Origin of the sequence: Brevundimonas vesicularis NBRC 12165 (assembly GCF_001592205.1) — a bacterium.
GTDB classification, from domain to species: domain Bacteria; phylum Pseudomonadota; class Alphaproteobacteria; order Caulobacterales; family Caulobacteraceae; genus Brevundimonas; species Brevundimonas vesicularis.
Window position 1 is genome coordinate 1 of the sequence record NZ_BCWM01000010.1, and the last position, 23,330, is coordinate 23,330.

Genomic DNA, 23,330 nt, shown 5'->3' on the forward strand with positions numbered 1-23,330 from the left:
ATTCGCTCTCTAGAAACCGAGGTATCTTCCAAATGTAATCTGATAGAGCCTCAAACTCCGACTGAGCCTCTAATGAAAGAGCATGAAGAAGGCCCGACCCCTCGTTCCAATAAGCGGAGTGCTCGCTTCTCATCGATGGCAACCGTTCTAGACGTAAATGCCGGTCGTCCGGTCTTCTAGGAGCGCTTCAAGGACATAGATCGTGTCGTGATCTGGCTCACCGTCGAAACTTTTTAAGGTATGCAACGCGCTAGCCGCAACCATCTTTACTTGTGACAAGCGGCCCGGAACACCATTGGCAATGTTCTGAAGAGCTAATGCAGCGTGATAGAATACGAATGGTGCTTCCTCGGTGAAGCGCCGTGCCAGCCATCCCAAATCCGCCTTCTCAGGTTGAATTTGCATCATGGCAATTGCTGCAAGGCGGCTGCCAGCCGATCCTGAAGACATATAATTCACGATATACTTCGACATCGCGGGGCCCAGGATTCTCATCCTGACCAATATCTGCGTCAGAGTTCGAGTGCGCTCTAAGCTGGGGGGCATAATACGTCTGACTGTATCGTACTCAACGCAAAGTCTATCTAGCTGAGAGGCTAGGTTTTGCTCGCCAATCTCTTCAATGTCCTCTGCAATCTGTTCAGCGACTATAATCTCGCTTGGGCTAATGGTGCCCTTTGCATCCTCGCCACTTGTCGCCTGATTGGCCAGCTTTTCCAGCTGCGCCTCAAATTCTAAAACTTTCACAGACTTCATGCGATCAATGAGGCCGGGTAATTTTGCGATTACAGACCGAAGTTCCTTTCTGAATAGCCACACACCAAGAAACACTGCCGCAGGCCACGCGAAGGATGCGACCAGAGCCGCGACGGCCGTGATCAGAGAAGCGATTTAGGTGAGGTCCATAATGCTACGCTAGGCGAGTGGGACTTATCTAACAACCGGAAATGGTGTCGCCGCCCTCACACTTTCACCTCCACCACCCCGCCGCCGGCCCTGAACTTCGCGCTCATCTCCGCCATGCCGGCTTCGGCCTCCGTCAGGGAACCGCCCGCGTCGTTCTGGGCCTGGGCGTCGCGGCGGATGTCCTGGCTGATCTTCATGCTGCAGAACTTGGGGCCGCACATGGAGCAGAAGTGGGCGGTCTTGTGGGCCTCCTTGGGCAGGGTGGCGTCGTGGTATTTGCGGGCGGTTTCGGGGTCGAGACCCAGGTTGAACTGATCCTCCCAGCGGAACTCGAACCGGGCGCGTGACAGGGCGTCGTCGTGCAGGCGGGCGGCGGGGTGGCCCTTGGCCAGGTCGGCGGCGTGGGCGGCGATCTTGTAGGTGATGACGCCGTCCTTGACGTCCTGACGATCCGGCAGGCCCAGGTGCTCCTTGGGCGTGACGTAGCAGAGCATGGCCGTGCCGAACCAGCCGATCATGGCCGCGCCGATCGCGGATGTGATGTGGTCATAGCCCGGCGCGATGTCGGTGGTCAGCGGGCCAAGCGTATAGAAGGGCGCCTCGTGGCAGTGCTTCAGCTGCTCGTCCATGTTCTGTTTGATCTTGTGCATCGGCACATGGCCGGGGCCCTCGATCATGACCTGGCAGCCCTTGGCCCAGGCGATCTTGGTCAGTTCGCCCAGGGTGCGCAGCTCGGCGAACTGGGCCTCGTCATTGGCGTCGGCGATGGAGCCGGGGCGCAGGCCGTCGCCCAGGCTGAAGCTGACATCATAGGCGCGCATGATGTCGCAGATGTCCTCGAAATGCTCGTAGAGGAAGCTCTCCTTGTGGTGGGCCAGGCACCACTTGGCCATGATGGAGCCGCCTCTGCTGACGATGCCCGTCACCCGCTTGGCCGTCATCGGCACGAAGGGCAGGCGCACGCCCGCGTGGATGGTGAAATAGTCCACGCCCTGTTCGGCCTGTTCGATCAGGGTGTCGCGGAACACCTCCCACGTCAGATCCTCGGCGACGCCGTTCACCTTCTCCAGCGCCTGATAGATGGGCACGGTGCCGATGGGGACGGAACTGTTGCGGATGATCCAGTCGCGGATGTTGTGGATGTTGCGGCCCGTCGACAGGTCCATGACGTTGTCGGCGCCCCAGCGGGTGGCCCAGACCAGCTTGTCGACCTCGTCGTCGACGGAGGAGAGGACGGCGGAGTTGCCGATGTTGGCGTTGATCTTCACCAGGAAGTTGCGGCCGATGATCATCGGCTCGACCTCGGGGTGGTTGATGTTGTGCGGGATGATGGCGCGGCCGCGCGCGATCTCCTGCCGCACAAACTCGGGCGTCACGAAGTCGGGGATGGCGGCGCCGAAGTCCTCCCCGTCGCGGATGCAGGGGCTGTTCTGCTCGCGGCGCAGGTTCTCGCGGATGGCGACATATTCCATCTCGGGGGTGATGACGCCGGCCTTGGCGTATTCATACTGGGTGACCGGGCGGCCCGCGACGCCCTTGAAGACGCGGTGGTGGGAGGTGTCGAAGCGCGGGGCCAGGTGGCGGCCCGACGCATGGCCGTTGTCCTCGGGCTTGACCTCGCGCGGATTGGCGACGGGGGCGATGTCGCCGCGATCCAGCTGCCAGCTGGATTTGACGTGAGGCAGGCCGCGCTTGATGTCGATGGTCACGGTCGGGTCGGTGTAGGGGCCCGATGAATCATAGATGGTCACCGGCGGCTCGTTGGCGGATGCGTGGACGGCGACCTCGCGGAAGGGGACGCGGATGTCGGGATAGAGTTCGCCGGCGACATAGACCTTGCGGCTGCCGGCCCGTTCGCCGGTCGGGATGGTTCCGGTCTCGCGCATGACCTCCTCGCGCGCGTCCTTGAGAGCGAGGTCGACGTTGGGCTCTTCAGGCAGGGCGGGCGGGGTGACTTGGATGTTCATGACGGCCTCAAACGGTTTGAGGTCCGCCGACGTCGGGCGCGAGGGTCCTGTAGCGTCAGGACCGATAGCGTTACTCATCCCTTCGCCGGCATGACCCGGATCAGGTTCGACGGGTCAGAGGAGAAACCTCTATCTCAGCCGCTCGATTGCGACCCCCCGGAGAACGCCTGCAGGCTAACCCGCGCCGCAGCGGATGTCGAGTTGTCCGAAACCGCACATAAGTCCTTGTAGGCGCGGTGGATTTATTGGGCTATGCGCAAAGCTTGGGCCGGATGCCGGCGTCGGCGGAGTGAAACGAGGATATGAGCCTGAACCTGGAACGCATCCTCTACACCAGCCGCGCGCGCGGCAACGCCGACAGCCTGCTGATGCAGGTGGACATCCTGGCCACGTCGCAGCGGAACAATGCGCGCGACGACCTGACCGGCGCGCTGCTGATCCACGACGGACGGTTCCTGCAGGTGCTGGAGGGCGCAGCGCAGGATCTGGACCGGCTGATGACGCGGCTGGCGGGCGATCCGCGTCATGACGAGGTGGTGGTGATCGAGCGCAAGCCGATCCCGGCGCGCGGCTTTTCCGGCTGGGCCATGGCAAGCGTGCGCGTGACCCCGGCGCTGGAAGAGACGCTGCGGGCCACGGTGGACGGCGCCGGCGCGCCCCAGCAGACGGTCGAGCGGATGCAGGACGCGGTACTGGCCCAGGCGGCCTGACGTTCTACAGTAGGATGCAGTGCGCCTTGCGCAGAGTATCTCGCGTTTCGGCGGGAAGGTTGTGCGGCAATAGCGTCGTTTCCTGTCGAATGAGCCGTAGGGCTGCGTCGACGCTAGGGCGATACCAAATCAGATAGCCGCACTCGTCCTGAACCGCCCGCGAAGCGACGTAATCCACCGCGCCGTAATGGCCGAATGGCGCGTTGGGAGGATTGGAATACCAAGTCAGTCGACCGATCCGGCGTTCGGTGACGGCGCCGGCGGAAGCCTGAAATCGCTTCTGCTGCTCACTCCAATCTGACAGCGTAGCGCCACCAGTCATCGCATCATCAGCGGTGGCGAAGGCGTCAGAATATCGGCCCTCGTCCAAGGCTGAGAAGTAGTTCGTTGTCAGCGCTTCAAGCTGATCATTCAGGGCTAGAGCTTCCTCGTCGGTTAGAGCCGGTGCCGGCAGGGGCTCAGCAGCCACAGCCGGCAAAGGTCCGCAAATGACATCTTGAACCAGAGTCATCTTGTCACTCTGTTTGGCAGAGCTTTGACGTTCCGGCATCCGCTGATCGAGCGTGAAAGTATAATGATCGAAATAGAACCCCTTTGCCCCGCAGAGATTGGCAGCGCCGGGTCGAAGGCGTTCAGCTAAACGGAGCGGATCAGTTTCATCTGAGGCGGTGATCGTCATGCGCCAACGGCCAACACCGTCCGGCTCCACCTTCACTGCGTCCGGTGCAGCAAGAAGCAAGAAAACAACAAAAGCCAGCAATCGACGCCCTCCCGCAGCACGAAGGTAGAGGGGGGAATTGCGTCAGGTGAGTCAAGGCGCCGACCAGCCCTTGACCGAGACGGCCGCCGCGCGCGGATCGGCGTCGAAGCGGAGGTAGGCCTTGGCGTGGCCGTGGCCGGGGACGTAGTCCAGGCTGGCGGTCGCGGTCTGGTCGCCCAGAACCCCTTCGATATCCACTGCGGCGGCGGTGTCGTCGCCGTCGTTCTGAACCCGGACGGTCGCGACCTGGCCTGCGGCGGTGACGTCCACGGCGACGATGCGGGCGCTGAGCGCGGGCGAGGCTGTGGGCTGGAGCGCCTCCCACACCACGATGCCGATGGCGGTCAGGGTGATGACGGCGCCGAGCAAGGCCATGCCCCATTGCAACAGAGGGCGGGTCGATGCGGCGGGCTTCTTCTTCGTGGGCATGGGGTCAGACCAACAGACGGGCGGCGGCGGCGCCGATGGCGGCGGGGAAGCCCAGGACGACCATGGTCTGGACCACGCCGGCGACGGCATGGCCGTCGGTGCGGCCGAACAGGAACAGGGTGAACAGGCTGACGGCTAGGGCGATGGCGTAGCCGGGCAGGGTGAAATGCAGGAAGGCCTTGATCGGATGATCGGCCTCTTCCTGACCGGCGAAGCCCGCCTTGAAGACGATCAGGTGGAGCAGAAGGATGGAGACGGCGATCAGGGCCAGGATGTGGGCGGGCGTCGCCTTGTAGGCGATCAGGATCATCTCTTCGGTCGGGGCGACGTTCAGGGCGAAGAAAAGGGCGCCGGCCGCCATCAGGAACAGTTCGCCGAAATAGGAAGCCTGATCCTCGTCGGTGTCGCCTCCGCCGTCGCCGCTGAGCTGACGCCGGGCCAGAAGCGCGCCCATGGCGCCGGGAATGGCCTGAAGCGCGACCATGCCCAGGCCCTCGCGCGGCGGCGCGTCCCATTCGACGACGCCGAACAGGATCAGCAGCACCGAGGCGGTAATGAAGCCGACGGCCAGGGCCACGGCGGTGTCCAACGCATCGTTGATCGGCCCGCGCCGTTTGGAGAAGCCGGCGTAATAGGCCAGGCCGTAAAGCAGCGGCAGGCCGGCGACGATGAAGGTCAGCAGCCGCCAGCGGTCCATGATCACGCCTTGCGCCCACATCTCCATCGTCATCAACAGCGGAATGTTGAACACCAGGGCGCCGGCGAAGGCGCGGCCCAGATCGCGGACATAGGCGCGCTCGCGTTGCAGATCCAAAGGGGGCGCGGCGGCCGTCATGCGGCGGCAACGCTTGGGCGCCGGCTTTGGCTCCGGACCGCTTGTCGAACGGCGTTCAGGCGGCGTTCATTCGCAGCCAAGCTTGGTGTCAGCTCTAGGGAGAGGGAACGATGAAACAGATCAAGACGACCGCCGTGATCGCGGTTCTGGCGTGCGCGGGCTTGGCGGCCTGCGCCTCGGTGGAGGTCGGCGGCGCGCCGATGGCCCTGTCGCCCGCCATGGCCGAGCAGGCGCGGATCGGCGTCGTCACAACCACGACCGGCTGGCTGGACGCCGAGGATGACTTCGCCGACACCTTCAACGACGAGGTGCTGAACGAAATGGGGCTGTGCGCCGGCGGCCGGCATCGGCTGAACCTGAGCATCCATGTCGAGGCGCTGAGCCGGGCGCCGCGCCTGGCCATTCTGGCCGGCGATCGCGCCGAACACCGGATGCGGGCGACGGCGGAACTGCGCGATCCGGCGCAGGGTGGTCAGGTGGTCGGGCGTTATCCGCTGGTCGTGACGGTGGATGCGGGCGCCGGGGTGCTGGACGCCTTGATGGATCGCCAGGCGGTCACGTCCCACGCCTTCGCCCAGGCCCTGTGCGACGCCGCCTTCGTCGCGCCGACGCGTGTGGCCGAGGCCGGCGCGCCGGGCTGAGGTCGAGGGCGGAGCGTAGGGGCCGCCAGCTTGGGTCTGGCGCTTTTGAATGTCACGGGCGCGGGCTATCAAGACGGCGAACAGGAAACCGTCCCATGCATCTCGCCCGTTTCGCCCATATCCGCTTGGCCCATCTGCCGACGCCGCTGGAGCCGCTGCCCCGCCTGTCGGAAGAGTTGGGCCTGGATCTGTGGATCAAGCGCGACGACTGCACCGGCCTGGCCGGCGGCGGCAACAAGACCCGCAAGCTGGAGTTCCTGCTGGGCGCGGCGTTCGAAGAGGACGCCGACACGCTGGTGACGCAAGGGGCGGTGCAATCGAACCATGTGCGCCAGACGGCGGCGGCGGCGGCGGCCCACGGTCTGGCGTGCGAGATCATTCTGGAAGAGCGGACGGGGTCCAAGGCGACGGACTATGTCGGCAACGGCAATGTGCTGCTGGACCGGCTGTTCGGCGCGACCCTGCGCACCGTGCCGGGCGGGACGGACATGGTCGCCGAGCTGGAGAAGACGGCGGCCGAGGTGCGGGCGCGGGGCGGCAAGCCCTATGTCATTCCCGGCGGCGGATCGAACCCTACGGGGGCTTTGGGCTATGTCGATTGCGCGCGCGAGATCGTGGTCCAGGCCGATGATTTGGATCTGGAGGTCCACCGCATCGTGACGGCGACTGGCAGCGCGGGCACCCATGCGGGCCTGGTCGCCGGGCTGGCGGTCATGGGGGCGGACATTCCCGTACTGGGCATCGGAGTGCGGGCGCCCAAGGAAAAGCAGGAGGCGAACGTCTTCAAACTGGCCGAGGAGACGGCCGCCCTGCTGGGCCAGACGGGACGGGTGACGCGCGAGCAGGTGATCGCCGACTGCGACTATGTGGGCGAAGGCTATGGCCTGATCGACCAGGGGGTGATCGACGCCCTGACCCTGGCCGCGCGTCTGGACGGGATCGTGCTGGACCCGGTCTATTCCGGCAAGGCGATGAAGGGGCTGATCGCCCTGGCGCGCGCCGGCCGGTTCAAGGGTGAGACGGTGGTGTTCCTGCACACTGGTGGAGCGCAGGGGCTGTTCGGCTATCAGACCGAGATCGAAGGGGCGCTGTAGAGGCCGCGCGTCATGGACCCGCGCGAGGCGACGCTGGCGCTGCTGGCCGCCCGGGCCGAGGACGCCACCGTCTGCCCCAGCGAGGTCGCGCGGGTGGTCGCGGGCGAGGGCGGCGCGTGGCGCGAGGCGATGCCACAGGTTCACGCCGCGGTGGACGCCCTTGTGAACGAGGGCGCGGTGCGACTGAGCTGGAAGGGGCGGCCGCTGGCGATGCGTGCGGGGCCCTATCGGATCGCGCGGGGCGTTGGCTGACGCGGTATCCGAAGGTTGTGTTTTCCCGGAATGCCGATAACGGATGTCTATGGTTGAGCTTTCCAGATATTTCGCGCGACTACACCCCACGGTCCTTACCGCCGTTCTTATCGCTGCGATGGTCGTGCAGATTGTGCTGTCAGGGCTGCACGTAACCCCACTGATACGGGCGATTGTGACGGCCTTGCCGATCGCCGCCACCTGCCTTTGGTGCTGGTCGATTTTCAGGGTGGCGAAAGCCTGCGGAGCGCCTGGTGCTGGGGTGACCTGGGGATGGTTGTTTGCCGTCCCCCCGATGATGCCGATTATTGCGATATTGGCCGGTTGGTCGATGCAGAACAGCCCCGCCGCCTTGGCGTTCTTTATCGTATTTTTTGTCGCCCTCTGGTTTGCCGCTCAGGCGCTGGAAAACGCTGACGCCCTCAACGGCCAAGCATCGGCGGGACAGATCGTTGTGACAATGTTCCTCATGTTCTTTGCTCTGATCGGTGTTTGGATTTTGAGACCGAAGATCCAGCGATTGGAAGCAAGGATGGCAACTTCCGCCGACTAGCCTTTGTCGCCGACGGTTTGGGCGAGATCAGGTGATCAAATGACAGTGCGCGAGATCGAACCTGTCCCGCCGGCGCTGTCTTTGGCGGCGGTGTTTCTGCGGTTCTTGCGGTTCGGGCTGCTGGCGTTTGGCGGGCCGGTGGCGCAGATCGCGATGATCCGGCGCGAGCTGGTCGATCAGGACCGTTGGATGTCCAGCGCGCGGTTCAACCGGCTGCTGGCGGTGTTGCAGGTCCTGCCGGGGCCGGAGGCGCACGAGTTGTGCGTGCACATGGGCATGCGGGCGCGGGGGCGGATCGGCGGCCTGCTGGCGGGCCTGGGGTTCATGCTGCCCGGGCTGGTCCTGATGCTGGGGATCGGCTGGGCCTATGTGGCGCTGTCGCCGGTCGTGGGCCTGCTGGCCGGGGCGTTCCTGGGGGTTCAGGCGGCGGTGGTCGCCGTGATCGTGCGCGCCGTCTGCAAGATCGGATCGCATATCCTGGAGGATCGCTGGCTGTGGGCCGTCGCCGTCGTCGGCTTTGTGGCGACCCTGGCCGGGGCGGCGTTCTGGATCGTGCTAGCGGCGGGCGGGGCGGCCTATGTGCTGGTCCGGGCCGGGCGGGTCGGCCTGGCCGTCGGGGTCGTGGTGCTGGCGGTCGTTGCAGCCTTGGCGATGCACGGGCTGGGGGACGGCGGGCCGGTCTTGGGACAGGCGTCGGGGCAGGGGGGCGACGCGGGCGCAGCCGCGATGTTCTGGACGGGGCTGAAGGCGGGGCTGCTGACGTTCGGCGGCGCCTATACCGCCATTCCCTATGTGCGCGCCGATACGGTGGGGCGCGGGCTGATCGACGATGGGGCGTTTCTGGACGGGATCGCCTTTGCGGGGGTGATCCCGGCGCCGCTGGTGATCTTTTGCACTTTCGTCGGCTTCGTGGTCGCGGGCTGGGGCGGGGCGCTGGCGATGACGGCCGGGGTGTTCGCGCCGGCCTTCGCCTTTTCGATGATCTTATATGAGCGGCTGGAGGCGGTGGTCGAGGACCGGCGGCTGCACGATCTTCTGGCCGGGGTGGCCGCCGCCGTCGTGGGGATCATCGCCGCGACCAGCGTGGAGCTGGGCTGGGCGACCTTGCAGCGGGCGCCGTCGATGGCGGCGGCTGCAGCGATCTTTGCGGGCGCCCTGGCGGTGGCGTGGGCCTGGAAGAGCCGCTACGCCGTGCCGGCAGTTCTGGCCGCCGCGGCGGTCGTGGGATGGGGCGTGATGCGATGAGCAAGATCCTGGGCGTGATCGGCGGCATGGGACCGGCGGCGACGGTGGCGTTCCTGGCGCGGGTGCAGGCGCTGACGTCGGCGGACGGCGACGCCGATCACATCCGGGTGGTGATGGACCTGAACCCCCAGGTTCCCGATCGCAACACGCGGCCGGGCGAGGCCGAGGTCGTGCTGGGACAGATGGCCGAGGGGCTGGCGGCGGCGGGGGCCGAGGTGATCGCCATGCCCTGCAACACCGCCCACGCCCAGGCGGGCGGGATCCGCGCGGCGTGTGAGGCGAAGGGCCTGGGCTTCATCGACATGATCGCGGCGACGGCGGATGCGGCGGCGGCGTCAGGCGCCAAGCGGATCGGCGTGCTGGCGACGCCGGGGGGCGAGCGGCTTTACACGCAGGCGCTGGCGGCGCGCGGGCTCGATACGGTGCTGCTGGAGGGCGCGGACCGCGAGGCCTTCATGGGCCTGGTCTATGGGGTCAAGCGCGGCGATGTCGGCGAGACGGCGCGGGCAGGGATGTCGCGGCTGGCTCATGCCCTGGCGGATGCGGGCGCGCACGGGCTGATCGCCGGCTGCACCGAGGTGCCGCTGCTGCTGAGCGCCGAAGACGCCGCCGCGCCCCTAACGGATTCGGCCGAGGTGTTGGCCCAAGCGTGCGTGGAGGCGTGTCGGGTGTGATGCGCGGTTGCGGCTTGCTCCGCGCGGCCGGCCTGCCTAGTCATGGGCGGTGTCTATTCAGTCCCTGATCATCGATTGCGACCCCGGCGTGGACGACGCCGTGGCGCTGTTTCTGGCCTTCGCCGCGCCCGAGCTGGAGCTGCTGGCCGTCACCACGGTCGGGGGCAATGTTCCCGGCGCCAAGACCCAGCGCAATGCGCGCATCATCCGCCAGATCGCCGGGCGCGAGGACGTGCCGGTGTTCGGCGGGGCGGAGCGGCCGCTGAAACGTCCGCCGGCGGGCGCGGGCGCGTTTCACGGGGTCGAGGGTCTGGGCGATCTGGAGCCGTTCGAACCGACGGGGATCGTCGGCGACGGGCCGGCCGCCAACGCCATCGTCGATCTGGTGATGAGCCGGCCTGAAGGCTCGGTCTCCATCGCCGTCCTGGGGCCGATGACCAATCTGGCGCTGGCGATGCGGCGTGAGCGGCGCCTGGCCGAACGGCTGGGGCCGGTGGTCGTCATGGGCGGGGCGCGGTCGGAAGGCGGCAATGTCACCGCATCGGCCGAGTTCAACATCTGGGCCGATCCGGATGCGGCGGCGGTGGTGTTCGGATCGGGGTGTCAGGTCGTCGCCTTCGGCCTGGACGCGACCCATCAGGTGCGCGCGACCGAGGCCCGGATCGTGGCGATAGAGGCCATCGACAGCGAGGCCGCGCGGGCGGCGGCGTCGACGCTGCGGTTCTCGCAGCGGGTGGAGCGCGAGATCGTGGGGTGGGATGCTGCCCCGTTGCATGACCCGTGTCCCATCGCCTGGCTGATCAAGCCCGACCTGTTCGAGACGAAGCCTTGCCGGATCGAGGTGGAGACGGGTTCGGACCTGACGCGCGGGCATACGGCGGTGGAGTTCCGGATCGATCCGGCGACGGCGCGGCACCGCTGGGCGGTCGCGGCGGACGCGCAAGGGGTGTTCGATCTGATCGTCGCCAAGCTGAAGGCTCAGGCGCTGGAGGCCGCCGCATGAGGGTGACCGTCGTCGGCTCGATCAACCTGGATCTGGTGGCCACCGCGCCCCAACTGCCGGCGCCGGGTGAGACGGTGACCGGGGCGACCCTGGCGCGGCATCCCGGCGGCAAGGGCGCCAACCAGGCGCTGGCGGCCGAGAAACTGGGGGCCGAGGCCAGCCTGATCGGGCGGGTCGGCAATGACGCCATGGCCGGCGAGGCCCTGGCCCTGATGGAGGATCTGGGCGTCGATCTGGCCGGGGTGGAGGTGGATGTTGCGGCCCCGACGGGCGTCGCCCTGATCGCCGTCGATCCGACCGGCGAGAACCAGATCGTGGTCGCGGCCGGCGCCAACCACATGGTCACCCCTGAACAGCTGCCGCAGCGGATCGAGGGCGCGCTGATCGTACAGCTGGAGCTGCCGATCGAGACGGTCGAGGCGGCGGTGGGCCGGGCGACGGGCTTCGTCTGCGCCAATCTGGCGCCCGCCGCGCCGGTGTCGGAACTGCTGCTGCGCCGCGCCGACCTGATCGTCGTCAACGAGACCGAGGCGGCCTTCTATGGCGACGGCCTGCACCGGGGCGGGGGACGGGTCGTCGTCACCAAGGGCGCCCGAGGCGCGGCCATGTACCAACGCGGCGTCGAAATGGCCTGGGCGACCCCGCCGGCCGTCGAGGCGGTCGATGCGACGGGCGCGGGCGACGCCTTCGTCGCCGCCATCACGGTGGCTTTGCTGGAAGGCATGGACCCGGCCGAGGCGCTGCGCTTCGCCTGCGCCGCCGGAGCCTTCGCGGCGACCCGCCCGGGCGCGCAGCCCTCAGCGCCGGAGCGGGATCAGGTCGAGGCGCTGCTGGCGGGGTAGCGACGCGGTCTGCGCCTCTTCATCGTGGTCAGACCCCTGGCGGCGGACCGGTGGGCGTGGGGAAGGCGAGCGGCGCGACGGCGGCGCCGGGAGAACCGGCCGTGACGGTCTGGTAAAGCTGAAGGCCGAGCGGCGACCAGGTGAGGGCTTCGGTCGCCGCGATCATGGCGATCTGAACCCCCAGACCCCAGAACCAGGCGGGGTGGATCCGGCGGGTCTTCGCAAGATCGATGATCATGCCGATGACTGGAAACGCCAGGGTGACGAGCGTGGTCGCCTCCCAGGCCCAAGGGATCAGCAAGGGCATGGGCAAAAGCCGACCGACGGCCGGCCCCAGCAGGATCGCCATGGCGGAATAGTGCAGGCGGCGGTGCCAGTCCGTTGACCGACGAAGCCACACCGCCGCGACGGTGAGGCCGACGAAGGTCGCGAGCGAGAGGGGATCGAAGACCAGAAACTGCAAGGGTCGGAAGAAGAAGGGCACGTCGCCCCGACGCACCATGGCCTCGGTGACCAGCCAGCCCAGGATCAGCATGGGCGCCAGCCATGCGGCCGCCAGCCAGCCCAGCGGTCGGTGCCAACGCAGCTGGCCCGTGGCGATCAACAGATTCTGAACCAGGAAGATGACGACCCAGCCCATGGAGACCACGGCGTGGGCGTGCACCAGCAGCGGAGCCTCGAAGCTGGAGCGGCCCATGGCCAGCTGAAGCGAAAAGCCCGCCACGACGACAAGCGCCATGACGACGGCCAGCCCCGGAAAGACGCGGTCCGGAGTGCGGTCGGCCCCGCCCATCCTGTTCGCACTCACCATGACACACCCCCCGATGTTTCCGGCGAAACTTAACGCCGAAGCCCGAAAGCGGCAATCTGGAATATCAGCGATATGTCTAGGATCGACTGGGCCAGGCGCAGGCGTCGCCGCGCCAATGTGACACTGTAACGCCGAAACGGGTTGTCGGCGGTGGAAAGGCGGGGTTAGGTCTGGGGTTCGGGATTTGTGGGGACTTCAGACGATGATGATGCGTGGACGTGGGGTTGGGCTGGTTCTGGCGGCGGTGCTGCTGAGCGGCGTGGCGGGTGGGGCGTTGGCCCAGAATGCGGGGGCCCAGAATGCGGCGTCGGCTGCGGGGCCGATGGTCTATCAGCAGCCGCCGGCGCCGATCGCGGACATCCTGGACGCCAAGCCGACGCCGTCGTCGATGTTGAGCCCGGATCGGCGGACGCTGGTTCTGATGGATCGGTCCAACCTGCCCAGCATCAAGGCCCTGGCCGAGCCGATGCTGCGGCTGGCGGGGACGCGGATCAATCCCAGGAACAACGGCGCGGCCGAAAGCCGGGTGGCGTGGCTGACGGGTCTGAGCCTGCAGGCGGTGGACGGGGGGCAACCTCGCGTCGTGGCCCTGCCCGACGGCGCGCGGTTCACGGCGCCGCGGTTCTCGCCGGACGCCAAGTCGCTGGCCTTCGTGCTGGACCGGCCGACGGGGCTGGAGCTGTGGGTGGTGGACGTGGCCTCGGCGCGGGCGCGCAAGCTGACCGATCCGGTGGTCAATATGACCGGCGGGACGGGTTATGAGTGGCTGCCCGACAGTTCGGGCCTGCTGGTCGAGGCGGTGCCGGCGGGACGCGGTCCGGCGCCGGACGTGACGGCGGCGCCCACGGGGCCGAACATCGAGGAGACGGCCGGGCGGGTCGCGCCGGTGCGGACCTATCAGGACCTGTTGTCGAACCCCGGCGACGAGGCCCTGTTCGACCATTATTTCACCAGCCAGCTGACGCTGGTTCCGCTGAACGGCCGTGCACGGACGATCGGGGCGCCGGCGGTCTATCTGGACGCGTCGGTGTCGCCGGACGGCCAATACATCCTGCATGAGATCGCCAAGCGGCCCTATTCCTATGCGGTGCCGGACGACCTGTTCCCGACCGAGATCGTGGTGACGGATCTGAACGGTCGCGTGGTGCGCACGGTCGCCGACCTGCCGCTGAGGGACGATGTGCCGACCGCCTTCGACGCCGTGGCGCCGGGGCCGCGCGCGGTCGAGTGGCGGGCCGATGCGCCGACGACCCTGACCTGGGTCGAGGCGCTGGACGGCGGCGACATCCGCCGCGAGGCCGAGTTCCGGGACCGGGTCTTCATGCAGGCCGCGCCGTTCACGAGCGAGCCCGTCAAGCTGATCGACCTGAAGGAACGGTATGGCGGCGTCGTCTGGGGCCGGGACGACCTGGCCATCGTCAACAGCCGCTGGTTCAACACCCGGCACGAGACGCGGTTCGTGGTCGATCCGTCCAACCCCGGCGAGGGCCGGGTGCTGCTGGAGCGGAACTATCAGGCGCGCTACGACAATCCGGGCCAGCCGGTGACCCAGCCGAATGCGCAGGGCCGTTCGGTGATCCGCTTCGATCCGCAGGGGCGCATCCTGATGTCAGGCGCCGGGGCCACGCCGCAGGGTGAGTTCCCCTTCCTGGCCGCGATGGACCCGGCGACGGGACGCAGCGAACGGCTGTGGACCTCGGCCAATACGGACTACGAGGCCGTGGTCGGCTTCCTGGATGCGGACGGCAAGCGGGTGGTGACGCAGCGCGAGACGCGGCTGGATCCGCCCAACCTGCAGATCCGCGACTTGACGACGGGCCAGACGACGCGGCTGACCAACTTCCCCGATCCGGCGCCGCAGCTGGCCGAGGCGACGCGGCAACTGGTGACCTATGAGCGGGCCGACGGGGTCAAGCTGTCGGGGACGCTGTATCTGCCGGCCGGTTACGACAAGGACCGCGACGGGCCGCTGCCGATGCTGATGTGGGCCTATCCCGCCGAGTTCACCGATGCGGCGGTGGCGGGCCAGACGGTGGACGTACAGAACAGGTTCGTACGGCCCGGCGGGTCCAGCCATCTGTTCCTGCTGACCCAGGGCTATGCGATCTTCGACAACCCCTCCATGCCCATCATCGGCAAGGACGGGGCCGAGCCGAACGACACCTATGTCGAGCAGTTGGTCGCCGATGCGAAGGCCGCGGTCGACGCCGTGGTCGGCATGGGCGTGGCGGACCGCGACCGGATCGCCGTCGGCGGCCACAGCTACGGCGCCTTCATGACCGCGAACCTGCTGGCGCACAGCGATCTGTTCCGCACCGGGATCGCGCGGTCGGGGGCCTATAACCGCACCCTGACGCCGTTCGGCTTCCAGTCCGAGCAGCGCAACTACTGGGAGGCGACCGAGGTCTATACCGAGATGTCGCCCTTCACCTATGCGAACAAGCTGAACGAGCCGATCCTGCTGATCCACGGCGAGGCGGACGACAACTCGGGCACCTTCCCGGTCCAGTCCGAGCGCTTCTATGCGGCGCTGAAGGGGCTGGGGGCGACGGCGCGTTACGTCACCCTGCCGCTGGAGGCGCATGGATACCGCGCGCGGGAATCGGTGGGCCACACCCTGTGGGAGATGACCCGCTGGCTGGACCAGTATGTGAAGAACGCCCCGCCGAAGCCGGCGGCGAACTGAGACGCCGCTCTGTCGTCTTTCCGGGGCCGCGCAGCGGAACCCGGAACCCAGGGACGCCGGTCTGATGCCTAGCGCGTCGATGAGCGAAGATGTGGTCCTGGGTTCCGGGTTCGTCCTGCGGACGCCCCGGAATGACGGCTTTAGGGTTTCGGCGCCGCGGCTTCGGCCGCCGCATTGATTGCCGCCAGACGCGCGTCCTGTTGCGACTGAGGCGGGACGGCCAAGGCGGTGCGCAGGCTGTCTGGGATCAGGGCGCGGTCATAGGGTTCGAGCGTGGCGGGCGCGTCGTTCGTCTTGCGGGTCTGGGTGCCGTAAATCTGAGGTTTGCCGGTCGTCTGCAGATAGCGGTCCAGGGTGGCGGCGGCGATCCAAGAGCCGTCCGCGCCGCGAGCCGTGGCGGCGACCGCGAGCGTATGGGCCAGCAGATAATCCTCGGGCGTGGAGCCGTGCTGGAACACGAAGGCGGCGGCGCGATAGTCCTCGCCGGTGCTAAGCGCGCCGGCGTCCAGCAGGGCGCGGGTCTGGACCCGGCGCGCGGCGTCGGCGGCCAGCATCTCGTTGACAAAGGCGCGGTCGCGGAATTTTTCGGGCGCGACCTGACGCACGGCCTGATCGGCGGCGAAGATGGCGGCCATCTCGGCGTTGTTTTGAGGCGAGGTCTCCTGCGCCAGGGCCGGAACGGCGAAGGCGAGGACGACGGCCGACATCGCGGCGGCGCAGGACAGGCGAGACGGGCGCATGGGAGATCTCCGCTGAAGCTTGAGCGGACATTGGTCTGCGGATTTGCGGCCGAAACCGGGCGGCGGGATTACAGTGTCGTCACGGTCGTACGATCAGCCGGACGACCTCGCCGGCGTGGAGGCGGTCGAAGCCGGTGTTGATGTCATCCAGGGGAATGACGCCGCTCATCAGGCGATCCACCGGCAGGCGGCCCTGGCGATACAGGGCGACGTAGCGGGGGATGTCGCGGCTGGGGACGCAGGTGCCGATGTAGGAACCCTTCAACGTGCGCTCCTCGCCGACCAGGGAGACGACATTGACGGCAAGGGCCGCATCGGGCGGCGGCAGGCCGGCAGTGACGGTGGTTCCGCCGCGCCGGGTCATCTTCCACGCCGCCTCCAGCGCCCGGACCGAGCCGGCCATTTCGAAGGCGAAGTCGGCGCCGCCGTTCGTCAGGGCGCGGACCTGATCGACCGCATCGGGGTCAGCGGCGTTGATGGTTTCGACCGCGCCGAGGGTGCGGGCCAGGGCCAGCTTGTCCTCGGAGAGGTCAACGGCGACGACGGGGCTGGCGCCGGAGGCCAGGGCGCCGAGCACGCTGGCCAGGCCCACGCCGCCCAGGCCGATGACGACGACGCTCTGGCCCGCCTTGACGCCGGCGGTGTTCACAACGGCCCCGACGCCGGTCAGGACGGCGCAGCCGAACAGGGCCGCCTCCTCGAACGACAGGTCGGGATCGATCTTGACCAGGGAGCGGCGCGAGACGACGGCCCGCTCGGCGAAGGCGGAGCAGCCGAGGTGGTGGTTGACCGGCTCGCCCTCGCGGAAGATGCGGCGGGCGCCGGACAGAAGCTCGCCCCGGCCGTTGGCGGCGGCGCCGGGCTCGCACAGGGCGGGACGGCCGCCGGCGCACGGGTTGCAATGGCCGCACGACGGCATGAAGACCATGACGACGTGATCGCCGACGACGAGATCGGTGACGCCGTCCCCCAGCGCCTCGACCACGCCCGCCGCCTCGTGCCCCAGGGCCATGGGCAGGGGACGGGGGCGGTCGCCGTTGATGACCGACAGGTCCGAGTGGCACAGGCCCGCCGCCTTGATCGCGACCAGCACCTCGCCGGGGCCGGGCGGGTCCAGCGTGACGGTCTGGACCGACAGGGGGCGGCTATCGGCGTAGGGGCGGGCGGCGCCCCTGTCGGACAGGACGGCGGCGCGAGTCGTGAGGATCATGTGGTCAAGCCTTCGTCATCAACGACCTACCGATAGGCGCTTGACCTAACGTCGTCCAAGCTAGAGCGTCGGGATCGAGAGCGACGGTTCGCGTCGCCGAGGGAGACGACGATGCCGAAACGAGACGAGGGCGCGCTGGCGCAACGGGCGACCTACAAGGCCTTTCACATGGTCTCCACCCGCTGGGCCGACAACGACCAGTACGGGCATATCAACAACGCCAAATTCTACGAGTTCGTGGACTCGGCGGTGAACGCCCACCTGCTGATCGCCAATGCGCTGGACGAGTCCATCGGCCTGGTGGTGGATTCGGGCTGTCGCTACACCTCGTCGCTGAAGTTCCCCGATGTGATCGAAGTCGGCATCAAGGTCGATGCGATCGGCACCTCCAGCGTCACCTACGGCTTTGCGGTCTTCAAGCGCAGCGTCGACGTGCCCGCCGCCATCGGCCATTTCGTCCACGTCTATGTCGACGCCGAAACCCGCCGGCCCAAGCCGTTGCCGGCGCGGCTGAGGAGCGTGGTGGAGAACCTACGCGCGGGGTGAGGACTTTCGCCCCTCGTCTGTACTACATCGCCTGTTTCCGTGATGCCTATACCTTCCGACCCCGCTGATCTTGATGACGCCTTCTATCTGAACGTCTCTGAGACGGATGTGGCGACGACCGGGGGTGATCCCCGCGCCAGCCTGGAGCTGATCGTGTCCATACGCATCGCCTTTGTGGCCCGGGCATGGATCACGCGCGCCAATGCGCTGTTTCGCGGTCGAGGCTATACGGCGGCCCAGCGCGCGCACCTGTATGTTCTAGCGTCCAAGCCCAAGGGGCTGACGCAGGCGGAGTTGGCGGCGATCCTGCGGATATCGGAGGCGTCGCTGTCACGCCGTATCAAGCTCTCGATCGAAGAAGGCTTGGTTTCGCGCCATCCGTTTTGCGGCGACGGACGGGCCAACCTGATCCGGCTGGAGCCCAAGGGGCTGGATGCGCTGAACGCCTCCGACCGCGTCGCGCGCGAAGACCGCACCCGACTGCTGGCGGGCGTCACCGATGAGGAACTGGCGATCACCGCCAAGGTCCTGAAGCTGCTGACGGATCGCGTCCCGCAGACGCCAGAACGGTCCGACGCCTGACGACATCGGACCGCCCTGAACGTCAGTCGCCCGCCAGGACCCAAGTGCGTTCGTTGGTAGGGTCGAAGACGAACCGGAACTTGCGCATCATGGGCAGGCCGATATTGGGGGTTCCGCCCTCGATGAAGCGCAGCTTGGGGCTGTCGACCACGGCGCCGCCGACCTTGACCGGGCCGTCGGCCTGAGCCTCGTACACGGGCTGGGTTCCGGCGGCCGAGGTCGCGATGCCGATCTTGCGCGGCTCGCCCTTCAGCTTGATCTGGCTGACCAGAGACAGCGGCAGGAGGAAGGCGCTGTCGTTGCCGGTGTCCAGGGTGGCCTCGACCGAGGCGCCCGGCAGATCGAGGGCGACGACCGGCAGTCGTTCGTCGTCGGAATAGGCGTGTCCGGGGCCCTCGGGACGCTGGGGCGCGTCGGGCGCCATGATGCGCAGCTCGCCTTTCGCCAGGTTCATCTCGACCAGTTTTCCGGGGAAGCTGTTGGGGCCGAAGATGCCGACTTCGTCCTCGTCCCTGAACTCGAAGACGGTGGCGGGGCCCTCGGTGATCGCATAGCCGCCCAGGGTCACGCCCTTCAGGCTGGTCGTATAGCCGGGCACCATCAGGCCCGTACTGCCGTCCCTGGACTGGGACGGCCCCACATTCGGCATGCCGATGTCGTCGGCGTAGGACTTGTAGATCAGATTGCCGTTGGTGCCGGTGTCGAAGACGACGGGCGCAGGATGGCCGCCGTTGATCCGCATCATCAGAAGCGCCCGGCCATCCGAGACATAGAGCGGAATGCGGGCCACAGCGGCCGCCGGCGCCGGAGAGGTCGCCTGAGGGGGCGCTTGAGAGAAGGGTGCGGCTTGCGCCGCAGCAAGGCCAGCCGATAGGCTGACCCCGGCCAGGCAGGACGCCGCCATGGCGCGTTTGAACAGGGACCGGATCATGCATTCCTCTATAGACGTCGATAGTCCGATTAGGACTATCGAGTCGGATCGGGTCAAATGAACAATCGGCAAGGAAGCCTGACGGAGCTGGAAGGCGCCATCCTGTCGGAAATCCACCATCGCGGAGCCTCGACCGCCTTCAAGGTCCGCAAGGCGTTCCAAGAGTCGATGTCTCTGGAATGGAGGGGCAGCGCCGGCGCCGTCTATCCGGCCATTCGACGATTGACGGATCGTGGCGTGATCGACGCGGCCGAGACGGGCTCGGGCCGGGGCACGGTCCTTCTGTCCCTGACGCCGCAGGGAGTCGCGGTGATGGAAGACTGGATCTGCGACGCCGAGCGCGCCGCCAGCGTCGGTCTGGATCCGTTCCGCCTGCGCTCAGGCATGTGGGACCGTCTGCCGCCTGTCCGAAAGGCTGAGGCCATGGCGGCCCTGAGGCGCACGGTGGAGGCGGAAATCGCCGCCTTGCGTCAGTATGTGGTGTCGCTGGACCCGATCGAGCGTCCCCGCATCGAACTGGCGATCAGCCTGCAGCTCAGCCGCCTGGACTGGCTGGACGGGCAACGCGCGTCATAGACCTCGCGCCCGCCCCTAGGCGTCGAGAATGACCTGGCCGTCTTCCTTGACGAAGGGCTTGGCGAGATGGTCGGGCAGCAGGTCCAGAACCGTCTCGGACGGGCGGCACAGTTTGACGCCCAGGGGCGAGAGGACGATGGGGCGGTTCATCAGGATCGGGTGCGCCGCGATGGCGTCCAGCAGCTGGTCGTCAGACAGGCTTGTGTCGTCCAGGTCGAGGTCGGCGTAGGGCGTGCCCTTTTCGCGCAGGATATCGCGCACCGATCCGCCCATACGTTCGACCAGTTGGGCCACCAGCGCGCGGCTGGGCGGGGTCTTCAGATACTCGATCACATGCGGTTCGATCCCGACGTGGCGGATCAGGGCCAGGGTGTTGCGCGACGTGCCGCAGGCGGGGTTGTGATAGATGACGACGTCCATTGGCCTCAGTCGCAGCAGGGGGCCAGTTCGGCCAGCAAGGGTTGGCAAAGCTCGGCGCGGCCCTGGCAGCAGTCCTTGAGCAGGAACAGCACGAGCTCGCCCAGTCGATCCAGATCGGCGCGGTAGATGATCGACCGGCTGCGCCTCTGGGACGCGATCAGTCCGGCGCGAGACAGCACGCCCAGATGCGCCGACATCGTATTGGTCGGAACGGCGAGCCGGTCCGCGATCTCTCCGGCCGGCAGGCCGTCCGGCGCATGGCGGACCAGCAGCCGGAAGGCGTCCAGTCGCGTGGATTGCGCCAGGGCGGCGAGCGCGAGAATGGCGGGTTCGGATTCCATTATTCCAAGATACTGGAAATATGGTGTCATGCAAGCTAGATGGGGCGCTGCGGTCGTCGGTCGACCGGGATGGAGCCGCCCATGATCGTCGCCTTTCTGATCTTCGCGGTCACCATCACCCTGGTGATCTGGCAGCCGAAGGGGCTGCAGATCGGCTGGAGCGCGATGGGCGGTGCGGCGGCGGCGCTGTTGCTGGGCGTCGTCACCCTGGCCGACATCCCCGTGGTCTGGGACATCGTCTGGAACGCCACGGCGACCTTCGTCGCGATCATCATCATCAGCCTGTTGCTGGACGAGGCGGGCTTCTTCGAATGGGCGGCGCTGCATGTCGGGCGATGGGGCGGCGGCCAAGGGCGCCGGCTGTTCGTCCTGTTCGTCCTGCTGGGCGCGGCGGTGTCGGCGGTCTTCGCCAACGACGGGGCGGCGCTGATCCTGACGCCCATCGTCATCGCCATGCTGCTGGCGCTCGGCTATGGCCCCAAGGCGACGCTGGCCTTCGTGATGGCGGCGGGCTTCATCGCCGACGCGGCCAGCCTGCCTCTGGTAGTGTCCAACCTGGTCAATATCGTCTCGGCCGACTTCTTCGACATCGGCTTCGACCGCTATGCGGCGGTCATGGCGCCGGTGAACCTGGCGAGCATCGCGGCGACGCTGATGGTGCTGTTTGTGGTCTTCGGGCGCGATATTCCCAAGGCCTATGACGTGGAGCGGTTAGCCGCGCCGTCCAGCGCGATCAAGGACCGCGCGACCTTCCTCTGGGGCTGGATCATCCTGGCGTTTCTGCTGGTCGGGTTTTTCGTGCTGGAGCCGCGAGGGGTGCCGGTGTCCGCCGTCGCCGCGACGGGGGCGGTCGTCCTGCTGGTCGTGGCGGGGCGCGGCGCGGTCATCAGCACGACGAAGGTGCTGCGCGAAGCGCCGTGGCAGGTCGTGATCTTCTCACTGGGAATGTATCTGGTCGTCTATGGGCTGGGCAACGCCGGTCTGACGCGCCAGATCGCCGGCCTGCTGGACGGATTCGCACAGGGCGGCGTCTGGGGCGCGGCCTTCGGAACCGGGTTCCTGACCGCCTTCCTGTCGGCCATCGCCAACAATATGCCCACGGTCCTGATCGGCGCCCTGTCGATCGACGCCTCGGGCGCGACCGGCGCAGCGAGGGAGGCGATGATCTACGCCAATGTCATCGGCAGCGACCTGGGGCCGAAGATGACGCCGATCGGCTCTTTGGCCACATTGCTGTGGCTGCACGTCCTGGCGCGGAAGGGCGTGAAGATCGGGTGGGGGTATTATTTCAAGGTGGGCGTGGTGCTCACCCTGCCTGTCCTGGGCGTCGCCCTGGCGGCCTTGGCCTTACGCTTGAGCGTCTAGGGCCTCAGTCGTCCAGACGGCCGATCAGGAACAGGGCGCCGACGGCGGTCAGGGCGCCCAGGGTGAAGGCGGTGACGATGGCGCCGGTGGCGACGGCGGTGGAGACGGTGACCGGGCGGGCTTCGTACCACTCGACAATGTCGGCCTCGTGTAGGTCCTCGTCCATATAGCCTTCGGCTTCATAGATGGTGTCGTCTGCGGTCATGGCTTTACGCTCCGTCTGTCTTGCCCGGATCAATACGCCCAAACGGTACAGGTTCCACCCCTGTCGCCCCCGATCGGCGTATCGTGACAGGATGCCGCTCTTCGTTTAGGAGGCGCGGCTCAGGTTCAGAACGCTCAAAGACGATCCCATGGCCGGCCACTCGAAATTCAAGAACATCATGCACCGCAAGGGGCGCGCCGATGCGCAGCGCTCCAAGCTGTTCTCCAAACTGTCGCGCGACATCACCGTGGCGGCCAAGTCGGGCCTGCCGGATCCGGCGGCGAACCCGCGCCTGCGCCTGGCGGTCAACAACGCCAAGGCCGAAAGCCTGCCCAAGGACGTGATCCAGCGCGCGATCAACAAGGCCGCCGGCGGCGACGTCGATACGATGGAAGAGGTCCGCTACGAGGGCCGGGGTCCGGGCGGCGTGGGCATCATCGTCGAAGCTTTGACCGACAACCGCAATCGGGCGGCGTCCAACATCGGGGCGGCCTTCAAGAAGAACGGCGGCGCGCTGAGCGAGATGAACTCGGTCGCCTTCATGTGGGATAAGGTCGGCAAGATCACCTACGCCGCCGAGGCCGGTTCGGAAGACGCCGTGATGGAGGCCGCCATCGAGGCCGGCGCCCAGGACGTCGAGAGCGACCTGGTCAAGCCCGACATCTACGAGGACGCGCCGGGCCACACGATCTGGACCGCCTTCGAGGACCTGAACGACGTCGCCGAGGCCATGTCAAAGGTGCTGGGCGATCCCAAGTCCACCGCCATCGTCTGGAAGCCGCAGTCCGAAGTGCCGGTGACCGGCGAGGCCGTCGGCACCCTGTTCAAGCTGCTGGACGCGCTGGACGCCGAGGACGACGTGTCGGCGGTCTATTCGAACGAGGACATCTCCGACGAGGACGCGGCCAAGTACGCGGGCTGATCCAGAACGCACGCGAGTCGTTCGCACGGAACCGGGTCGTGCGCCGGGCGTAACGAGGCTTCACCGTTACGCCTGGAGCCCTCT

Annotated in this window: 27 protein-coding genes and 1 riboswitch; of the genes, 15 read left to right on the forward strand and 12 right to left on the reverse strand. The window is 67.3% G+C overall.

Annotation, left to right across the window (positions count from 1 at the left end):
• Positions 1–147: 147 nt before the first annotated feature.
• Positions 148–756 (reverse strand): hypothetical protein, encoded by a 609-nt coding sequence (locus BVE01S_RS09200; protein ID WP_066626740.1) that lies wholly within the window; start codon positions 754–756, stop codon positions 148–150.
• A gap of 206 nt (positions 757–962) precedes the next feature.
• On the reverse strand, positions 963–2,792 hold the full coding sequence (gene thiC, locus BVE01S_RS09205; RefSeq protein WP_084375372.1) for a phosphomethylpyrimidine synthase ThiC: 1,830 nt from the start codon (positions 2,790–2,792) through the stop codon (positions 963–965).
• 140 nt (positions 2,793–2,932) lie between these two features.
• Positions 2,933–3,042: riboswitch (TPP riboswitch) on the reverse strand.
• A gap of 133 nt (positions 3,043–3,175) precedes the next feature.
• Here thiC and BVE01S_RS09210 point away from each other — a divergent pair.
• A complete protein-coding gene (locus tag BVE01S_RS09210) occupies positions 3,176–3,583 on the forward strand; it encodes a BLUF domain-containing protein (RefSeq protein WP_066626745.1) in 408 nt (135 codons plus the stop codon).
• 4 nt (positions 3,584–3,587) lie between these two features.
• On the opposite strand, the gene BVE01S_RS09215 is transcribed toward BVE01S_RS09210, so the two are convergent.
• Genes BVE01S_RS09215 through BVE01S_RS09225 form a run of 3 tightly spaced genes read right to left on the reverse strand, consistent with a single transcriptional unit; the run spans position 3,588 to position 5,607 of the window.
• The gene (locus BVE01S_RS09215; RefSeq protein WP_146112031.1) at positions 3,588–4,343 is read right to left on the reverse strand and encodes a DUF4019 domain-containing protein; all 756 of its coding nucleotides are present in this window, start codon (positions 4,341–4,343) and stop codon (positions 3,588–3,590) included.
• Between the two features lie 51 nt (positions 4,344–4,394).
• Positions 4,395–4,772, reverse strand: a complete 378-nt coding sequence (locus BVE01S_RS09220) for a hypothetical protein (protein ID WP_066626749.1) — start codon at positions 4,770–4,772, stop codon at positions 4,395–4,397.
• A gap of 4 nt (positions 4,773–4,776) precedes the next feature.
• A complete protein-coding gene (locus BVE01S_RS09225; protein ID WP_066626751.1) occupies positions 4,777–5,607 on the reverse strand; it encodes a TIGR02587 family membrane protein in 831 nt (276 codons plus the stop codon).
• Positions 5,608–5,717: 110 nt separating this feature from the next.
• Here BVE01S_RS09225 and BVE01S_RS09230 point away from each other — a divergent pair, with 110 nt between their 5' ends.
• The 8 genes from BVE01S_RS09230 to BVE01S_RS09265 all read left to right on the forward strand — a co-directional run bounded on the left by BVE01S_RS09230 (position 5,718) and on the right by BVE01S_RS09265 (position 11,911).
• Entirely contained in the window at positions 5,718–6,248 is a 531-nt protein-coding gene (locus BVE01S_RS09230; protein ID WP_066626753.1) for a hypothetical protein, read from the forward strand.
• Between the two features lie 95 nt (positions 6,249–6,343).
• On the forward strand, positions 6,344–7,342 hold the full coding sequence (gene cuyA / locus BVE01S_RS09235; protein WP_066626755.1) for a D-cysteate sulfo-lyase: 999 nt from the start codon (positions 6,344–6,346) through the stop codon (positions 7,340–7,342).
• A gap of 12 nt (positions 7,343–7,354) precedes the next feature.
• Complete coding sequence (locus BVE01S_RS09240; RefSeq protein ID WP_066626757.1) at positions 7,355–7,594, forward strand: DUF3253 domain-containing protein; 240 nt, start codon at positions 7,355–7,357, stop codon at positions 7,592–7,594.
• A gap of 49 nt (positions 7,595–7,643) precedes the next feature.
• Positions 7,644–8,147: a hypothetical protein gene (locus BVE01S_RS09245; protein ID WP_105625200.1), complete on the forward strand. Its 504-nt coding sequence runs from the start codon at positions 7,644–7,646 to the stop codon at positions 8,145–8,147.
• Positions 8,148–8,186: 39 nt separating this feature from the next.
• Positions 8,187–9,392, forward strand: coding sequence for a chromate efflux transporter (gene chrA, locus BVE01S_RS09250; RefSeq protein ID WP_066626760.1), 1,206 nt, complete (start codon positions 8,187–8,189; stop codon positions 9,390–9,392).
• On the forward strand, positions 9,389–10,066 hold the full coding sequence (gene cuyB, locus BVE01S_RS09255; protein WP_066626762.1) for a cysteate racemase: 678 nt from the start codon (positions 9,389–9,391) through the stop codon (positions 10,064–10,066). The genes chrA and cuyB overlap by 4 nt, the downstream gene beginning before the upstream one ends.
• Before the next feature lie 49 nt (positions 10,067–10,115).
• Positions 10,116–11,069 carry a nucleoside hydrolase gene (locus BVE01S_RS09260; RefSeq protein WP_066626767.1) on the forward strand — a complete coding sequence of 318 codons (954 nt, stop codon included), beginning with the start codon at positions 10,116–10,118 and terminating at the stop codon, positions 11,067–11,069.
• Positions 11,066–11,911 (forward strand): ribokinase, encoded by an 846-nt coding sequence (locus BVE01S_RS09265; protein ID WP_066626769.1) that lies wholly within the window; start codon positions 11,066–11,068, stop codon positions 11,909–11,911. The genes BVE01S_RS09260 and BVE01S_RS09265 overlap by 4 nt, the downstream gene beginning before the upstream one ends.
• 28 nt (positions 11,912–11,939) lie before the next feature.
• Here the strand turns inward: BVE01S_RS09265 and BVE01S_RS09270 are convergent, their stop codons facing one another.
• The gene (locus BVE01S_RS09270; protein WP_205678466.1) at positions 11,940–12,704 is read right to left on the reverse strand and encodes a hypothetical protein; all 765 of its coding nucleotides are present in this window, start codon (positions 12,702–12,704) and stop codon (positions 11,940–11,942) included.
• 220 nt (positions 12,705–12,924) lie between these two features.
• On the opposite strand from BVE01S_RS09270, the gene BVE01S_RS09275 reads away from it, so the two are divergent.
• Positions 12,925–15,408: a S9 family peptidase gene (locus BVE01S_RS09275; protein WP_169802117.1), complete on the forward strand. Its 2,484-nt coding sequence runs from the start codon at positions 12,925–12,927 to the stop codon at positions 15,406–15,408.
• A 140-nt stretch (positions 15,409–15,548) separates the two neighbouring features.
• Here BVE01S_RS09275 and BVE01S_RS09280 read toward each other — a convergent pair whose 3' ends face one another.
• Together BVE01S_RS09280 and BVE01S_RS09285 are read right to left on the reverse strand one after the other, a co-directional pair.
• Positions 15,549–16,148 carry a hypothetical protein gene (locus BVE01S_RS09280; RefSeq protein WP_066626771.1) on the reverse strand — a complete coding sequence of 200 codons (600 nt, stop codon included), beginning with the start codon at positions 16,146–16,148 and terminating at the stop codon, positions 15,549–15,551.
• 79 nt (positions 16,149–16,227) lie between these two features.
• A complete protein-coding gene (locus tag BVE01S_RS09285; protein WP_066626773.1) occupies positions 16,228–17,358 on the reverse strand; it encodes a zinc-dependent alcohol dehydrogenase family protein in 1,131 nt (376 codons plus the stop codon).
• A 111-nt stretch (positions 17,359–17,469) separates the two neighbouring features.
• On the opposite strand from BVE01S_RS09285, the gene BVE01S_RS09290 reads away from it, so the two are divergent.
• On the forward strand, positions 17,470–17,904 hold the full coding sequence (locus BVE01S_RS09290) for an acyl-CoA thioesterase (protein ID WP_055806518.1): 435 nt from the start codon (positions 17,470–17,472) through the stop codon (positions 17,902–17,904).
• Positions 17,905–17,946: 42 nt separating this feature from the next.
• The gene (locus tag BVE01S_RS09295) at positions 17,947–18,486 is read left to right on the forward strand and encodes a MarR family winged helix-turn-helix transcriptional regulator (RefSeq protein ID WP_066626779.1); all 540 of its coding nucleotides are present in this window, start codon (positions 17,947–17,949) and stop codon (positions 18,484–18,486) included.
• Positions 18,487–18,508: 22 nt separating this feature from the next.
• On the opposite strand, the gene BVE01S_RS09300 is transcribed toward BVE01S_RS09295, so the two are convergent.
• Positions 18,509–19,417: a retropepsin-like aspartic protease gene (locus BVE01S_RS09300; RefSeq protein ID WP_066626781.1), complete on the reverse strand. Its 909-nt coding sequence runs from the start codon at positions 19,415–19,417 to the stop codon at positions 18,509–18,511.
• A 57-nt stretch (positions 19,418–19,474) separates the two neighbouring features.
• Between BVE01S_RS09300 and BVE01S_RS09305 the strand changes: the two genes are divergently transcribed.
• Positions 19,475–19,993, forward strand: coding sequence for a PadR family transcriptional regulator (locus BVE01S_RS09305; protein ID WP_066626783.1), 519 nt, complete (start codon positions 19,475–19,477; stop codon positions 19,991–19,993).
• Between the two features lie 15 nt (positions 19,994–20,008).
• On the opposite strand, the gene arsC is transcribed toward BVE01S_RS09305, so the two are convergent.
• Both arsC and BVE01S_RS09315 read right to left on the reverse strand, forming a co-directional pair.
• The gene (arsC, locus tag BVE01S_RS09310) at positions 20,009–20,413 is read right to left on the reverse strand and encodes an arsenate reductase (glutaredoxin) (protein ID WP_066626785.1); all 405 of its coding nucleotides are present in this window, start codon (positions 20,411–20,413) and stop codon (positions 20,009–20,011) included.
• Positions 20,414–20,418: 5 nt separating this feature from the next.
• On the reverse strand, positions 20,419–20,754 hold the full coding sequence (locus tag BVE01S_RS09315) for an ArsR/SmtB family transcription factor (RefSeq protein ID WP_066626787.1): 336 nt from the start codon (positions 20,752–20,754) through the stop codon (positions 20,419–20,421).
• A gap of 81 nt (positions 20,755–20,835) precedes the next feature.
• Here BVE01S_RS09315 and BVE01S_RS09320 point away from each other — a divergent pair, with 81 nt between their 5' ends.
• Positions 20,836–22,119, forward strand: coding sequence for an arsenic transporter (locus BVE01S_RS09320; RefSeq protein WP_066626995.1), 1,284 nt, complete (start codon positions 20,836–20,838; stop codon positions 22,117–22,119).
• Between the two features lie 4 nt (positions 22,120–22,123).
• Here the strand turns inward: BVE01S_RS09320 and BVE01S_RS09325 are convergent, their stop codons facing one another.
• Positions 22,124–22,324 carry a hypothetical protein gene (locus BVE01S_RS09325; RefSeq protein ID WP_055753936.1) on the reverse strand — a complete coding sequence of 67 codons (201 nt, stop codon included), beginning with the start codon at positions 22,322–22,324 and terminating at the stop codon, positions 22,124–22,126.
• Between the two features lie 148 nt (positions 22,325–22,472).
• On the opposite strand from BVE01S_RS09325, the gene BVE01S_RS09330 reads away from it, so the two are divergent.
• On the forward strand, positions 22,473–23,246 hold the full coding sequence (locus BVE01S_RS09330) for a YebC/PmpR family DNA-binding transcriptional regulator (RefSeq protein ID WP_055753937.1): 774 nt from the start codon (positions 22,473–22,475) through the stop codon (positions 23,244–23,246).
• Positions 23,247–23,330 lie beyond the last annotated feature (84 nt).